Here is a 15,825-nt window from a genome sequence, read left to right on the forward strand (position 1 = left end):
CCAAAAGGGCATCGGGTCAAATTGGCAGGATTTGACTTTGGCAAATATTTTAAAATAAATCCAACCGAATATCAATATGGAATCCATGATTAGAAAGAATGAAAATTGAGCCTTTTCCAACTACAGGCACAACAGCACTATATTCGTGAAATGGCATAGAATAGGGCTTAAATGATTTAAAAATCAAGTCTATCTCCTCCATCACATACGAATAATTGGATAGAATATAGTATTTACTACCGATAAGTACAGGAGCAAAGAAATCTGGAGTTTCCTTTTCGCGTGGGATTTCAAGGTACCTCTCCCAAGTGAAATCTGCTCTCATTCTGTAAAGAGCCTTATTCTCTTGAAGATTTTCTAGCCCATAAAGGTAGGTTTCACCGTTTTGATTGAACGTTTGGAATCGGATAAATTTCCCAATTGATGCCGGTAATTTCTCCCATGTTTTGGACTGAAGGTTCAATTTCCAGCGTTCACCTTCTACCTCATTTGAATAATTGATCGCCTGCTCGAAAATCAGATTTCCGTCCTTTGAGGTCACTGTCTGAAACGAATTATACGGCTCAGGTAAGTTGGGGAGTTTCGACCAACGCTGGGTTTGTAAGTCAAAGAAATAGATGTCGAATACCGGCAAACTAGAATCATTTAATCCTCCTCCATAAATAAAGCCCCCTTCGACTACCTGACTGATGACTAACCAACGGCTAGTAAACGGCAAATCGGCGACTTTCTGCTGGATAAACTTTCCGTCCAAAGACTCGCGGATTACACCTTGACTACTCAGAACATAGGCAAAATCACCTGAAACCAACGCAGGCGAACTGGTATCATAGGCAAATTCTCTCGTCTTGGCTTGAATCTTTACTACCGGATTAATGACTTCTATGTCTACAAAATTGGAAACCAAACCCCTGCTTCTTATTTGTGTTCTAAATTTCCTGCCCGGGTAAATACTCTGAATGGTATTTATCGTAATGCCAGAAATATCACTTTTGACAATTTCAAGATTGATTATTTCTCCTTTTTCATCTAAAAACTGAATATCCCCTGAGTTTTCAAGGTTAAAATTAACGGCAGGAATCACCGGATTTTCAGTGCTCAATACAACCTTATTTGATTCGATCTTAGGTCCATTTACTTTGAATATTTTTCCTAATGGATAGCTTATCCCCCTTGCCTCATAAGTAATTTCCACCTCGCCATTTATTGGTTTAATGGAAGTACCTTTGTGTGGAAAAAAGCGTAATTCATTTTGACCAGCCCTTAATCCTGAAAGTATTTGAGTTCCTATTCTCAGAGTAATCGTCCCTAAATCCAAAAATTGCCCTTTTATAGAAACTTCCTCATTGAAATCAATCAACTGTAGCTCCTGACTTTCAAACACCGGTTCCTGAAATTTCAAGACCTTACGCTCAGTGTAGACTTTTTCATTGATTTCTATCCTCAGCTCCATCTCAATGTCCTGTCCCGTAGTCTGGGTCAATATTCCTTCAGGAAGTGGAAGCATCAAAGTCGTCGAGTCTACCAAATTTGGATAGAGATCAAACTGACCTAATTTGACTTTATAATTTGCCCGCTGCTTACTAAATCTACGCCCTTTTACGACAAGGTTTTGTGCCTTATAGATTAATTCGGGCCATTCTACAGAATTGATAATAAACCCTTCCGAGCCTTGACTGACAAACTCAATCGACTTGGAAAAAACAATAGCGGTAGAAGTTCTCAAAAATGCGGATACGAAATATTTCTTCCCGACAGTCATCGAATGATTGGCCACCAGCTCAAAATGCTCTCCAGGACGACCTTGGATGGCCACATAGTCGTCTTGATTCAAGTTAGGAGCGCCCGTGGATTGAGTATAGACAAATCCATATTCCAAAATCTCCTCATTTCCATAATCATAAATATCAGCACCAAACTGAACGCCAGAGGAGGAAATCTCCTGGACAATAGTGACACTGAATCGGGGATTGGTCCTAGGTTCGAGCGTTTCTTCCTCGCAAGACCACAAAAATAACATCCCTAGGAGGGCTACATAACTGCTAATTCTTCTCATACCTAAAATCGAAATCCAACTCCAAACCCTAAATCTAACTTGTGGTAATTGGCGGTATTTGTACCCGCTTTCACTGAATAATAATCTCCCAAATGCCTGAAAATGGCTGAAAATGTCATCGCTCGATTTGAAGGTAAATTAACCAACAATCCAGCCTGTGCATGGTAAAAAAATCCTCCGTTTTTGATCGTGGTAAAACTCCCTTCCTCCAATGTTACCCGTTCGGAAAAGGATACCCGCTCATCCTGAATGGCGAATTTTGAATCGGAAATGGATACACCATACCCTCCGCCGATTCCTACGAAAAAGTCTTTTTTTCGGGTTTTGAACAAAGAATAATTGATGGATATCGGTAGGGAAACGAAGGAATGCGAAATCTCCTCTGTACCGGACCGCTGAATGGAGGAAGTGTTGTATTGCGTTTCCCAAGTAAGTTTGGAAGTCTCAAATGAAAGCCCTGCATCTGCCGAAAAGCGTGGATACTTGCGAAGGGAATGGACACTCAATCCTGCATACCCCTGAATGACTGGTGAGGAAGTCAGTACATCCTTTCTGTCCCTGGTTTTGATATGGCTTTTGATTCCTGATTCAAATACAGCGAGCCTTCCTATCGGTGACAAAATATAGGCTGGTCTGGCTTTTCCATAAAAAGTGAACTCTCCGCCTTTGCACTCATAGTACTTGCTGAAAAGCCACACCAAATCATCTTCATTCAATTTAGCCCCACGAATCTGGGAAGACACACGCTTTTGGCAATTTCCCTGCATCAATTCCATAAGCGTCTCCTTGTATGGTTTAGAAGTCCCTCCCCCGATTGATTCTGGTTTGTCAGTCAAGCGCTTCATATCCTCTTCCTTCCCTGCATAAAAAGCATCTTTGCCCCTACCCAGTAGCAACTCCCCTTCATAGAAAACCTGGATAAATTGCTTCCCATCAGGGGAGGGTAAATCAAGACTTTTGAAAAATTCCCCCGTACCCAAACCGAATGACTGGATATCTTCAGGAGAGTAAACTTCAGTTTCACCCCTTCTCAAAAACTCGATTTTATCAAAATCCAACTGCCCCATTGTCCGGATCACAGTACCGTCAAAGCGTCGCCCGTTTTTTAGAATGACGTAATCTTCTACTTGGACAGCAACAGAATTTTGGGCAAAACTGTGGAAGGAAAAACAAAAAATAAGCAGAAAGAAGACTGCGGAAAGTCTGGAAAATAAAGTCATAGGTTCATCTCAAATCAATGGAATAAATCTCAACGCAAGATGATGAACCAAATTTATAATCCACTTATGGTTGAAATTCACACAAAGAAGCAGGCTTAGTTTGAATTTGCAAAACCAAAAAGATAGCACTACAAGAAATTTCTTTTAATCCATTGATTTTCAGAAAATAAAAAATCCAGATCGACTGATCTGGATTCCTATTTTGTGGATTTGAAGCGGACTTAAGAAAACAGCTTCAGGATATCATTTCCTATCGCAAAAACCATCAACACCAACAGGATTGCCATGCCCACTTTCTGCGCATTTTCTAGAAACTTGTCCGATGGCGCTCTGCCAGATACCATTTCATAAAGGAGAAATACCACATGCCCACCGTCCAAAGCCGGAATCGGCAGCAAATTCATAAATGCCAAAATCATGGAAATCAGACCGGTCAAGCTCCAAAACTTTACCCAATCCCAGATGGGACCGTACATTTTTGCCATACCGACAAAACTGCTTACGTTTTTAGTAGACACTTCGCCTGTAAACATCTTTCCTAGCGCTTTTGCATTCACGATCACCACGCTAAAAGCTCTGGATGTCCCTTTGCTGACTGCTTCTGCAAAACCATATTCTCTGCGTGTCGGCTCGATTAATGGCTTAACAGCTATCCCAATTCGCGCTTCATCAGTCACCGGAATGGCAAGTGTATCAATTTTTGATTCCCGTTGCCTTACGATTTGTGCGGTTTTGCCGATGAGCGGTTGCAGGGCAGACTGCATCTCATCAAAGTATTCAACAGGCTGGTTATTCACGGCCAGAATCTTGTCCCCAGGTTCAATACCCGCGGATTCGGCTCCACTTTCTTTGTCCACTGCTCCTACTTCAAAAGGAAATCGGATCTGAACAAACTTGTTAAAAGATTCCTCAGTGTTGAACGTATTGATGAACCCTCTCGGGATTTCTATTTTGATTTGCTCGCCATTTCGGTCCACTGTATAGTACCCATTTTCGCTGAGCAAAGCAGATCCGCTCGTCAGGTCATTGATACCCTGATAGGGTTGTCCGTTGATATCAAGAACCTTATCTCCGGTCTTGAAACCGATCATCTCCCCATATTCGTAGGCGACAATTCCATTTTGGATGACTTGATCTCTTGAGTAAAAAGTCTCCCCGTTGTGGTAAACCAAGGCTACGAAAATGATAATCCCCGTGATCACGTTGACTATGATACCTCCAAGCATGACGATCAGACGTTGCCAGGCGGGTTTGGAGCGAAACTCCCAAGGCTGTGGCTCTGAAGCCATCTGCTCGGTGTCCATGGATTCGTCCACCATTCCGGAGATTTTCACAAATCCTCCCAAAGGAATCGCCCCTATCGAATATTCGGTCTCTCCCCACTGAAAGCCAGCGATTTTGGGAGGAAAACCTATTGAAAATTTCTCTACTCTCATGCCAAACATCTTGGCAGTAAGCAAGTGACCCAATTCATGAAGCCCTACCAGGATCGACAATCCCAGGAGCAGTTGGCCCACCATAATCAATGTTTCCATTATACTTTACGCTTAATTAGTTGTGTTGTAATTGTTCTAGCCTCTTCGTCTGTACCAATGTAATCTTCCAAACTAGGACGGGCAATAAAGGTTGCTTTTTCCAAAGTCTCTTCGATCAGATCAGACATTTCCAGAAATCCCACTTCTCTATTCAGGAAAGCTGCGACCGCTATTTCGTTAGCCGCATTTAGGATACAGGGGGCGTTTCCTCCTTTTGCTAAAGCATCAAATGCCAGCTGAAGGTTCCGAAACGTTTTCAAATCCGGCTGCTCAAAGGTTAATTGAGGATAATTCATGAAATCAAAGCGCTCAAAGTCGCTTTTCAACCGATCCGGAAAACTGAGTGCAAACTGAATCGGGATACGCATATCAGGCAAGCCGAGTTGTGCTTTGATCGAACCGTCCTCAAATTGCACCAAGGAATGGATGATGCTCTGCGGATGGACGATGACTTCGATTTGTTCGGTTTTCAAGCCAAAAAGCCATTTTGCCTCGATCACTTCTAGGCCTTTGTTCATCAAGGAAGCAGAATCGATCGTGATCTTGGCACCCATGTCCCAGTTGGGATGCTTCAGCGCTTGCTCTCGCGTGACTGTTTCGAGAAAAGCCCGATCTTTTCCGCGAAAAGGCCCACCAGAAGCAGTCAGAATGATTTTCTCAATTGGATTTTGGTATTCACCCACTAGACATTGGAAAATCGCCGAATGCTCGGAGTCCACCGGAAAAATGTTAACCCGATTTTCTTTGGCCAAAGCGGTGATTATCTCACCTGCAACCACCAAGGTTTCTTTATTCGCCAAGGCAATTTGCTTGCCTGCCTTGATCGCATTTACAGTAGGAATCAAACCCGAATAGCCAACCAATGCTGTCAAGACTACATCGATGGTCTCCATTTCCACGATTTGTGCGATGGCTTTTTGCCCAGCAAAGACCTTGATATCGTGAGGTAGAAGTGCCTCTTTAACTTTCTGGTAATTGGCTTCATTTCCGATGACCACAGCATTTGGATTAAACTCCAAAGCTTGCGCGATCAGCAAATCGCAGTTGTTCTGGGCTGTAAGCACCTCCACGGAAAAAGTCTCGGGATGCTGACGAACCACCTCCAGGGTTTGAGTACCGATGCTTCCGGTACTTCCCAGGATGGCTACGCGCTTAATTTCTGTCATTCGAAGGGGGTTACATGCTGTATCAAAACTTCAGTTTTTTGCCAAAGTTCTTTTTCAGGCTGACAAAATTACCAATTGACCAGACTTTTCCTTGTACATCTCGTCACTTTTTGGCAATTGGGATGATTTTTGGAATTTATCGGTCGATCCAGACCTCTTAAAAATTGTGAAGGGTTTGTACCGAAGAAACTATTAGCCCACTTATTGAGTACCTATTTTACTATGAACTCACTCATTAAATCTATCGGATTACCGTTTCTGGCAGGGATTGCCGGAGCGGCATGTTGGTCCTTAGTAGAAGTCAATTCACCTCAATCCTCCGAAAACAGCTTCATAGAACCGACGCGAAGTGAGATGCAGTTTGCATCTTCTTATCAGCCCAACACCTCTATTCCTCCCACAGAAGTTCCGCTCTCTTTTGTAGAAGCTTCGCAAAACAGTACCGAGTCGGTCGTGTTTATCAAGAATTTTTCCGGAACTGACCCGCGTCGCTATAGCATGTTCGACTATTTCTTTGGTACAGGTCCAACCCAGCAAGTGAGCACTGGATCCGGTGTGATCATTTCCAAGGACGGCTACATCATCACCAACAATCACGTCATTGACCGAGCCGAGACCATCGAGGTGGTCCATCAGAAGCGAACTTACTCGGCCAAACTAGTCGGGACGGACAAAAATACAGACATCGCCGTACTCAAAATCGAAGCGCAAAACCTTCCTGAGATCAAAGTCGGAAATAGCCGCAACCTAAAAATCGGAGAATGGGTACTAGCGGTGGGTAACCCTTTCAACTTGACTTCTACTGTCACAGCAGGAATTGTATCTGCCAAAGAGCGGCAGATCAATATTCTCGGCGGAGATTTTCCGCTGGAAAGCTTTATCCAAACCGACGCTCCAATTAACCCCGGAAACTCAGGTGGCGCGCTCGTAAACGTCAATGGAGAATTGGTGGGAATCAATACTGCGATCCTATCCCGAACGGGGTCTTACACCGGCTATGGGTTTGCTGTGCCTGTGGATATCGCTCTGAAAATCTCCAATGACCTGATCAAATACGGAGAAGTGCAGAAAGCAATTCCCGGAATCGATGTGGTGGAATTGACTCCTGAATTGGCAGAAGAGATGAAACTAAAATCTCTTGATGGGGTGATCGTGACGCACGTACTTCGAGAAGGATCAGCTGCCAAAGTCGGTCTTCAAAAGGATGACGTGATCACCAAAATTGCCGATTGGAAAATCACTGGTAAGGGAAGTTTTGAGGAAGCACTCTCCTATTTCTATCCAGGTGACAAAGTGAACGTGGAATACATGCGGGGAGGAAGCTTAAAGTCCGCTCAACTTACCCTACAAAACTTAGAAGGTGAAGAAGGTGTAATCAAGCGGGAATTTTTCACTTCGGGACTCCTTGGAGCAAAACTCGAAGCTGTAAATACTATCGAACGGGACCGGCTCAAAATCCCCTATGGTGTCAAAATCACTTCCATGACAAGAGGTTATCTCCGGGATCTTGGCTTCCGGGATGGCTATGTGATCACCCATATCAATCAGGTGCCTGCCAAAGATCCAAAAGCTGCAGGGAAATACTTGGAGGAATTCAGCGGGAAACTTCGACTGGAAGGTGTCGCACCAAATGGTCAGCCGTTTATGCAGAGTTATAATGTGAGGTGATTTGAGAATAGGTAATTTGTTCAAGAAAATGGTATATTGAACTATGCATTCAGATTTGAAAAAGCTTCTAAACTTGGAAAATCTAATCCCCCTTTTGGAAATCCATCAGGTAAAAAAAGCCTATGTTTTTGGGTCTATCCTCACTGAGAAATTTAACCCAACTAGAAGTGATTTTGACTTTCTGGTAGAAATTGAGGAGTCCGATCCAATAGTTAAAGGTGAACTCTTGATGAGTCTTTGGGATAAATTGGAAGGTTTGACTAATCGGCGAGTGGATCTTCTTACTCCTGATAGCTTGAAAAATCCTATTCTTAGAAAATCAATTGATGCAAATAAAGTGATGATCTATGACAGATCGGGAGCAGAAGTATTTAATTGATATTCTAAAATCTTGTGAAAGAATTATCGATTTTGTGGGAGCTCAATCGTTCACCGATTTTCTAAAGGATTATAAAACTCAATCTGCAATAGAAAGGCAACTAGGAATAATTGGAGAAGCACTAAGTCAATTTAGAAAGACAGATTCTAGCCTGAGGCTGAAAAGTCAAAATAAGATCATTGGACTTAGAAACCGACTAATTCATGCCTAGATGGGATTGATCTTAATATTATTTGGGCGATTGTCAAGAATCATCTCCCCCATTTGAAAGAAGAAGTAGCCGAAAAATTAAACTCAAAATGAAGACTTTACCGCAAACTTGTGAACAGTGCCTCGAGGAATTCAGCACTGCCTTGGAGGAATTGGCGATTTATGCAACCCGCGGTGAAAAAACCGGATATACCGAAAGCCAATCGAGAGATTTGATTATAAATTTTGAAGTAGCACATGAACTGGCTTTGAAAGTCATCGCAAAGTATTTCGAAAGACATAAAAAAGGCCCTTTTTCAGGTTCCAGAGACGCAACTGTTGAGGCTTTCCATGCCGAGTTGATTGATGACGGCAAATCTTGGCTGGACATGATCATCGACCGCATCCAGTATAATCCTGTCTATAACATTGATACGCAATCCAACTTCTTGGAGAATATCCGCAAAAGATACATTAGGCTTTTGGAGCGATTTGAGCGAACTATGGTGAAAAAGCTGGAGGAGTGATTTTGATGTCTATTATCAAATCAGAATTGCATCAAATCCAGCTTATATAGAGAAAATCTATCGCAATACACAAAAGTCGCAACCTACATGGAATTGATTCCTCTAAAGTGGCTCTTTTCATGGGATTTGAATGGAAAAATCTATGACGCTCAAGTTGTTGAATTCAATACTCTTAATAGATTTCAAAAAAAATCTGCGAAAACCTGCCTGCAGCAGGCAGGTCTGTGTTTTTTTCTATGTAAAACTTGCCTGACGGCAGTCAGGTCTGCGGGAAAAAATTCAAAAAAAGCCCGATCCACGGACCGGGCTAATTTTTCAATCTTTCAATCCGCCACGGCGGAAAAGTCTTTCAATCTTCAAATTACCTGAATAAAAATCCCGAAGGACCTCTTCCCACTTCCATATTAGTCACCTCTGTTCCGTCTTTGCTGTAAACTGTGACAGATCCATTCCCCTGGAAACCATTTGAATTGGTGACGTAAATTTCCTCACGCTGCAGATCATAGCCGATGCCATAGAATCCCGAACCTGTCTTCCAGTCTGGAATAAAGATTGATTCAAAAAGAGAAAAGATCGTAATACCATCGCTATAATCTGGCCACCCAGAACTGGTCAAAATATAAATCCGATCCTCCTCATCCAATGCAATCCGGCTGGTAGCATTAGCCAAAGGCATTTCCTGCGAATTCTGTTTGGTCAGATTATCCAAATGGAAAGACTGGAAATAAATCATATTCGCATCATAAGAATACACCCACAGATCGCCTCGCGCTTCAAAAAACTGTGCAGGCTTCCCCGAGACCTCGATTGTCTTGGTGATTGTTTCTGTCTCAGCATCGATGATTTCGATTTTCCCCTCTTCTGAGCCCGCGACGAACACATATTTCCCTACAGCAAACAGGTCTTCCGGCTTATTTGACACTTCAATTTTCTTTTTCACCACTCCTCCATCCAAACTGGAAACCACAGCGACATAAGAATCAGGTGTATTGTAATCCGCATCGTAAGGCCCATAATCCGAAATAAACAACTTGCCTCGGGACGTAGCTAGCGATCTTGGCTGATCCAAGTCACCGATCACTGCACCAATGGATTTGAAATCTCCCGGATTGACGATTTCCACTTTTCCGGTATTGGCTACCAGATAAACTCGGTCTTCTTCGATAACAATATCTTCCAAAAGACCTGCAAAAGGACGATTGTTTTCTGCCTCAAAGATGTTTTCTTTCATCTCTCCAGTGGCCGGATCCAAGTGAAAAACCTCTCCGTCATTTGTGCCAAATGCTCCTTCGTTCATGATCAGAACCCCAGTGTCATAGACACCAAGGGGACGTTCGCTGCCCGATTCCTCGCAGGAAAACAATAGAAAAATGAGAGCCAAAGCTCCTAGTTGGTTTTTGTAATTCATAAGTGTATGGTTAGATTAAATTGATACGATCTGCCGGGCATGGCACGGAGATAAAGCACTTGGTAGTCTTTGTCAAGGAGATTGAGTACCTGAAAACTGAGTGGAAATCGGGTATTCCCCCATTTGAGGTCAGAGAATTGAAGTCCTGCGTTCCAGATTTGATAGGAATCCAAAATCCGCGCATTGCCCGTTCCGATGGCCCGTTGGCCAACAAAAAAGGACCCCAGATTCAAGACAACCCCTGCATATTCCGCACTGAGATTGCCATTCGCTTGATGTTTCGGCGTGTAAGGAAGTTGGCGGGGATTTGCGGGCTCTGAAGTGAGATCCAAAGCCTCTGAAAAAGTATAGCTCAGCCCTAAATCCCACTTGATTCCTCCGATCTTCCAATTTGCTTTCCCCTGGTATTCTATCCCCTGATTTTGGACTTCACGGATATTTTCAGGACTCCAGACTGATCCCTGAGGCAGCCAAATGATCCAGTTATCGACCTGCATTCGGTAATAAGTAAGGCTTTGATCCCAAGAGAATCCCCCCTTTTTCAGCCAATTCAGGCCAATTTCACCAGAGACACTTTCCTCAGGCAGCAAGTTAGGATTGCCACCGGGGCTCCAAAACTGGTCGTTCAGCGTCGGAATTTTGAATCCTTTTCCCACGGAGGCTTTCAATAGAAGTTGCTGTGAGTCTGAATCCCAAAACTTCCAGTCTCCGCCAATACCAGGGAGAAAAGGAACTAAATTATCGAGATAGGCGAATTGCCGGAGGTTCAATGAAAGCGACAGGTCTTCAGAAGCAGTCCAGCGGCCGGATTGATACAATTCAACCCGCTGATCCGTGGTAGAATACGTGCTCAAATCGCCCTGAATAAATGTCGCACGCAGGCCTGCCTTGAATTGCCAACTGTTCCCTTTTGCAAAATCCCAATCCGTAGCTGCGAAAAACTGTCGGGTTTCATTTAGACTTTCATTGAAAATCATCTTGTCCTGAACCCAGCCGGCTTTCAGATTCCAAACAGAACCTGTTCCAAACCGGAAGTAATCCAAAACTGCCCGAAAGCTTTCGTCAGACTGATGATCCACAGTATTGGAACCCATCACAGGCTGAATTTCTCTTTCAGCCTTGTTCCACCAAAACGCAGCTTTCAACTGGCTTTTGTCACTGATATTCCAAGCCAAATCCTGCACCATTCCCCTTTGCTCTGTTTGAGCATGATCCTCGTTCACCTCAGGACTTCCAGGTCGTGAAATGTCCCGAAAAGAGAAATCGTTTAGGGCAAATTGCCTGTAAACCCGAGTTTTGCTACTGAATTTGTTCGAAGAAAAGCCTCCCGAAAGCGCTGTATTGAACAAGCCAAAACTTCCAACTGTCTGTGCGATTTTTCCTTCAAATCCTTTTCCAAAGTCTGTTTTTGAATTCAAATGCAAACTTCCTCCAATAGCTTCGTTGCCAAAAAGTGCTCCCGAACTTCCAAAATGCAATTGAGCCTGATCAATCGCCTCAAGTGGCAAAATGGATAAATCACTTTGCCCAAGCGAAGGGCTGTTGATCGGCAAACCATTCCAAAAAATGGCCGTATGACCTGCCGAAGTGCCTCGAAAAGAGGGCGACGCCAACATACCCGCTCCGTATTGCCGAATGAAAACAGGGCTTTGCTCCTGCAAAAGCTCAGCAAGTGAACGCGCAGAATAGGACTCCAATACTTTGGATTCAAAGTTGATCAGCTTTTGCCCCTGAGCAAAACGATCCAAGGCAGGCGCATACACCTCCACCTGCTCCAATGAAACGGTGTCCTGCTCCGGCACCAAGCCGAAGACAGAAAATACCCAAAACAACAAGGTCATGCCTGATCGAATAAGTTTAAACTCAATTCGATTCGGGCTTGAAGAGAAATGGGAAGAAATGAAAACTAATCGATCCCAATGCTACCCTAGCGATGGCAAAAGGACGAAAATCGACACGTCTTCTTCGCTTTTCCTCCGAAAGCACAGAATCAACAGATCAAGGCAGGTCTCCTGGCTCATCTGATTTTTGCCGGCCTTCTCTCCCGCCTCAGCGAGAAATGGCATAGTGGAGCAAAAACTTTTTCCTTTCGAATGATCCGAAAGACAGACTGACAGTTGCGGGGACAGCTCCGGTTTTACACCGGATTCCCTTTTAATCCCAAGAGCCGAACGAGCGGATTGGGAACCTTCATCGGCGACAAAGTAAAGCGATTTTGATTTGGCAAAAAAGCCCAAGACCACAAGAAATTTTGGAAAGCAGCGAATATCTCTTTTACCTTGGCAGAATATTTCGTCCAGCATTTCTCCAATCCGTGAAAAGACAAAACCACATTTTTCCCTCGCTACCAAATACTTACCTCCTCTACTTTTTTGGTTTTGTCCTAATGATTTCCTGCGAAAAAAAGCAGGACGCCAGCACTGAAAAAACTCCAATTCCGCTGAGTTACGCTCAAGGTTTTGAAATTTTTCAGGGAAAAGATTTCTGGGAAGTCCACGTGACACAAGGATACACCGGAGCGGAAAAAACCTTCCGATATCTGGTGTTGGAGGAAAACTCCGGGGCAGAAAAAACCGGCTTTGATGCTGTAGTTCAACTCCCAATATCCAAAGTTGTCATGACTTCGACCACCCATATTCCTCACTTGGACCTGTTGAATTCGACCGAAAAACTCGTCGGTTTTCCCCAAACCGATTTGATTTCTTCACAAAAAACAAGGAAGCTCATCGAATCCGGAAAAGTCACTGACTTGGGAAATGGTCCCTCAGCCAACCCGGAACTAGTCATCGACCTGCAGCCCGATTGGATGATGATTTCAACTTTAGGTGAAGATTTGAGGTATTTGGATCTCTTTGCGCAAGCAGGAATTCCAGCAGTCATCAATGGAGAGTATGTGGAACAAAACCCACTAGGACGGGCAGAATGGATCAAATTCACAGGAATTTTACTTGGGAAATATGAGGAGGCAAAAATCGCTTTTGAGGAGATTGAAAAAGCATATTTAGATGCGGAAAAGCTCACTCAGAACTTATCGGTTTCTGCAAAACCAAAAGTCCTCAGCGGGGTGATGTATCAGGACATTTGGTACGCGCCGGGTGCTGACAGTTGGGGAGCGAGAATCCTGGAAAACGCCGGAGGAAGCTACATTTTCGCTGACCAAAGTGGTGAAGGAAGTCTGCAGCTCAGCTATGAATTTGTCTTGGACAATGGCTTAGAAACTGACTTTTGGATCGGTTCAGCTGACTTTGCAGACCTGAAAGCCATGGGCAATTCCGAACCTCGTTATCAAGCATTTACTCCTTGGAAAAAAGGTGAGGTTTACACCTACACTGCCAAAAAAGGAGCAACCGGAGGCTTGGAATATTTCGAATTGGGCTACGTCCGTCCAGACTTGATTCTCAAGGATCTGATCAAAATCCTCCACCCGGAGCTTTTGCCCGAGTATGAGTTGTATTTTTATAAGAAACTCGATGAAGGCAAGTAACCTGATCCTTTTCCCTTTGGGCCTTTCTACACCGCCGTGGTTTGTGTCCCCAAAAACCACTTACAAATCAAATCGATGAATACCAAAAGATACCTTTTCCCCATCGCCTTCCTCCTCCTCGGCCTGAGCTTTCTGCTCAATCTGAGCTTGGGATCGGTGTGGATTCCGTTTGGGGAAATCGTGTCAGGTCTATTTTCCAGCGACTGGAGCAAAGCTTCTTGGGAGCAAATTATTCTCAATTATAGACTTCCAAAGGCGCTGGTAGCGATTTGTGCAGGAATTGGATTGAGTCTGAGCGGACTTCAGATGCAGACCTTTTTCCGCAATCCATTGGCAGGACCATTTGTCTTGGGGATCAGTTCTGGTGCAGGTTTAGGCGTCGCAATCTTGATGCTTGCGGGTTCGGCTTTTGGTTTTGTGCTCAGTGGAGTAAATTCTTGGGCAATAGCTTTTGCAGGAGTTTTGGGAGCAGGATTGGTCCTATCGGCCGTGAGTTTGGTGGCTTGGAAAGTCAAGGATAGCATGACGCTTTTGATCGTCGGGTTGATGTTTGGCTCGGCAGTATCGGCTGTGATCTCGGTACTTTCCTACTTCTCAGGAGCCGAGGCTTTAAAGCTTTTCACCGTTTGGTCGATGGGGAGTTTGGGAGCTTTGGGCTGGTCGCAAGTCGGGATTTTAGGTATGCTAATTTTAATCGGATGCATCCCTGTTTTCGGATCGATTAAATCCTACAATGCGCTTTTGCTAGGGGAAGCCTACGCAAAGAGCATGGGCATCCGCACTGAAAAAATGCGTTGGCTGATGATCGGAAGCACGGGGATTTTGGCAGGTGGAATTACAGCGTTTTGCGGACCGATTGCATTTATCGGCATTGCGGTGCCACATCTGGCGCGGATCGTTTGGAAAAGTTCAGATCATCGGATTCTCTTTCCGGCATCGGCACTGATCGGGGCGATTTTGCTGTTGCTTTGTGATGCAGCTGGGCAACTTCCGGGCTTTGCCAGTACACTGCCGATCAATGCAGTCACTTCCTTGGTAGGAGCACCAATCGTGATTGGATTGATTATGAAACGGAATTTTAGCCGGGATTTTTAAGATATGGGACAAAATAAGCAACATATCGCATTGGAAGGCAAGGGTTTGACGCTAGGCTATTTTCATCAAAAATCCAAAAAGGAAATCCTGAGCGATCTTGACTTTCAGCTCTTTTCCGGCGAACTCACCTGCTTGCTTGGCCCAAATGGAGTCGGAAAATCAACACTCATCAAAGCCATTTTAGGTCAAATCAAACCTTGGAAAGGCGAGATTTTGATCGAAACCCAATCCATAGAAAACCTTGGAGTCGAGGAACTCGCCAAGCGCATCTCAGTAGTTCTGACTGATCCTGTTTTCCCAGGAAATATGACCGTCGGACAGCTCGTGGCTCTGGGAAGAACTCCACACACAGGTTGGTCTGGAAAGCTAAATTCTACTGATCGAGAAATCGTCGAAAAAGCCCTCTCAGACACCAAAATCACTTACCTCCGGAACGAGCGCCTGAGTGAAATCAGCGATGGTCAGCGGCAAAAAGCAATGATCGCTCGGGCCTTAGCTCAGGATGGAAAACTCATGATTCTGGACGAACCAACGGCTCATCTGGATTTGGTCAACCGATTTGAAATCATGGAATTGCTGCGGGACATTGCTGCGCAAAAAGGCAAAGCTGTCTTGGTGGTAACGCATGATTTAGACATTGCGATCGAGACAGCGGATCGATTCTGGTTGCTAAATTGTGGAACTCCGCTAATTTCAGGAAAGCCGGAGGACTTGATCATTTCAGGTAAAATCAATCTGTTACTTCCCGGAGAAAAGTACCGGTTCAGTGTGGAAAGAGGAAAATTAGAATCCGAAATTCAAGATTTGAGATTTGAGATTTCCGGACCTAAAGAGCTGGTTTTTTGGACTAGAAAGGCAATTCAAAAAGCTGGAATATCAGAAGTGAAATCACCAATTTTAGTAGAAAAAGATCCTTTTTCAATTTCTCTCGGTGAAAAGAAATTTGATTCGATTGACGGTTTAATTTTTTACCTCAAGATACAAATAGATCCAATCAAATAATCATCTCACAAAGACCTTAAAATAGCTAAGAATGAATCTGCGGGTATCTGTGTTTTTATCTGTGGAAATCTGCGGGAAATTTTAAAAAAAAATCAA

13 protein-coding genes and 1 riboswitch are annotated in these 15,825 nt (G+C 43.9%); of the genes, 7 read left to right on the forward strand and 6 right to left on the reverse strand.

Annotation, left to right across the window (positions count from 1 at the left end; genetic code table 11):
* Window positions 1-49: 49 nt before the first annotated feature.
* From DK188_RS09525 to DK188_RS09540, 4 genes are all read right to left on the reverse strand, one after another.
* Window positions 50-2,056: a kelch repeat-containing protein gene (locus DK188_RS09525; RefSeq protein WP_111670573.1), complete on the reverse strand. Its 2,007-nt coding sequence runs from the start codon at window positions 2,054-2,056 to the stop codon at window positions 50-52.
* 2 nt (window positions 2,057-2,058) lie between these two features.
* Window positions 2,059-3,276, reverse strand: a complete 1,218-nt coding sequence (locus DK188_RS09530) for a hypothetical protein (protein WP_111670574.1) — start codon at window positions 3,274-3,276, stop codon at window positions 2,059-2,061.
* A 221-nt stretch (window positions 3,277-3,497) separates the two neighbouring features.
* Window positions 3,498-4,811 carry an RIP metalloprotease RseP gene (rseP, locus tag DK188_RS09535; protein WP_111670575.1) on the reverse strand — a complete coding sequence of 438 codons (1,314 nt, stop codon included), beginning with the start codon at window positions 4,809-4,811 and terminating at the stop codon, window positions 3,498-3,500.
* On the reverse strand, window positions 4,811-5,977 hold the full coding sequence (locus DK188_RS09540) for a 1-deoxy-D-xylulose-5-phosphate reductoisomerase (protein WP_111670576.1): 1,167 nt from the start codon (window positions 5,975-5,977) through the stop codon (window positions 4,811-4,813). The genes rseP and DK188_RS09540 overlap by 1 nt, the downstream gene beginning before the upstream one ends.
* A gap of 222 nt (window positions 5,978-6,199) precedes the next feature.
* Between DK188_RS09540 and DK188_RS09545 the strand changes: the two genes are divergently transcribed.
* From DK188_RS09545 to DK188_RS09560, 4 genes are all read left to right on the forward strand, one after another.
* A complete protein-coding gene (locus tag DK188_RS09545; RefSeq protein ID WP_111670577.1) occupies window positions 6,200-7,645 on the forward strand; it encodes a S1C family serine protease in 1,446 nt (481 codons plus the stop codon).
* 73 nt (window positions 7,646-7,718) lie between these two features.
* Window positions 7,719-8,024 (forward strand): nucleotidyltransferase family protein, encoded by a 306-nt coding sequence (locus DK188_RS09550; RefSeq protein ID WP_198672996.1) that lies wholly within the window; start codon window positions 7,719-7,721, stop codon window positions 8,022-8,024.
* Window positions 7,993-8,235, forward strand: coding sequence for a HepT-like ribonuclease domain-containing protein (locus tag DK188_RS21840; protein WP_111670579.1), 243 nt, complete (start codon window positions 7,993-7,995; stop codon window positions 8,233-8,235). The genes DK188_RS09550 and DK188_RS21840 overlap by 32 nt, the downstream gene beginning before the upstream one ends.
* An 88-nt stretch (window positions 8,236-8,323) precedes the next feature.
* Window positions 8,324-8,740: a nucleotidyltransferase substrate binding protein gene (locus DK188_RS09560; protein ID WP_111670580.1), complete on the forward strand. Its 417-nt coding sequence runs from the start codon at window positions 8,324-8,326 to the stop codon at window positions 8,738-8,740.
* Window positions 8,741-9,101: 361 nt separating this feature from the next.
* On the opposite strand, the gene DK188_RS09570 is transcribed toward DK188_RS09560, so the two are convergent.
* Window positions 9,102-10,148, reverse strand: coding sequence for a YncE family protein (locus DK188_RS09570; RefSeq protein WP_111670582.1), 1,047 nt, complete (start codon window positions 10,146-10,148; stop codon window positions 9,102-9,104).
* Window positions 10,145-11,989 carry a TonB-dependent receptor plug domain-containing protein gene (locus DK188_RS09575; protein WP_111670583.1) on the reverse strand — a complete coding sequence of 615 codons (1,845 nt, stop codon included), beginning with the start codon at window positions 11,987-11,989 and terminating at the stop codon, window positions 10,145-10,147. Before DK188_RS09575 ends, DK188_RS09570 begins: the two co-directional genes overlap by 4 nt.
* A 144-nt stretch (window positions 11,990-12,133) precedes the next feature.
* Window positions 12,134-12,355, reverse strand: a riboswitch (cobalamin riboswitch).
* 107 nt (window positions 12,356-12,462) lie between these two features.
* Here DK188_RS09575 and DK188_RS09580 point away from each other — a divergent pair.
* The 3 genes from DK188_RS09580 to DK188_RS09590 all read left to right on the forward strand — a co-directional run bounded on the left by DK188_RS09580 (window position 12,463) and on the right by DK188_RS09590 (window position 15,729).
* On the forward strand, window positions 12,463-13,632 hold the full coding sequence (locus DK188_RS09580) for an ABC transporter substrate-binding protein (RefSeq protein ID WP_232825704.1): 1,170 nt from the start codon (window positions 12,463-12,465) through the stop codon (window positions 13,630-13,632).
* Between the two features lie 75 nt (window positions 13,633-13,707).
* Window positions 13,708-14,727 carry an iron ABC transporter permease gene (locus DK188_RS09585; RefSeq protein WP_111670584.1) on the forward strand — a complete coding sequence of 340 codons (1,020 nt, stop codon included), beginning with the start codon at window positions 13,708-13,710 and terminating at the stop codon, window positions 14,725-14,727.
* A 3-nt stretch (window positions 14,728-14,730) separates the two neighbouring features.
* Entirely contained in the window at window positions 14,731-15,729 is a 999-nt protein-coding gene (locus DK188_RS09590; RefSeq protein ID WP_111670585.1) for an ABC transporter ATP-binding protein, read from the forward strand.
* Window positions 15,730-15,825 lie beyond the last annotated feature (96 nt).

Origin of the sequence: Algoriphagus litoralis (genome assembly GCF_003259255.1) — a bacterium.
Classification (GTDB): Bacteria; Bacteroidota; Bacteroidia; order Cytophagales; family Cyclobacteriaceae; genus Algoriphagus; species Algoriphagus litoralis.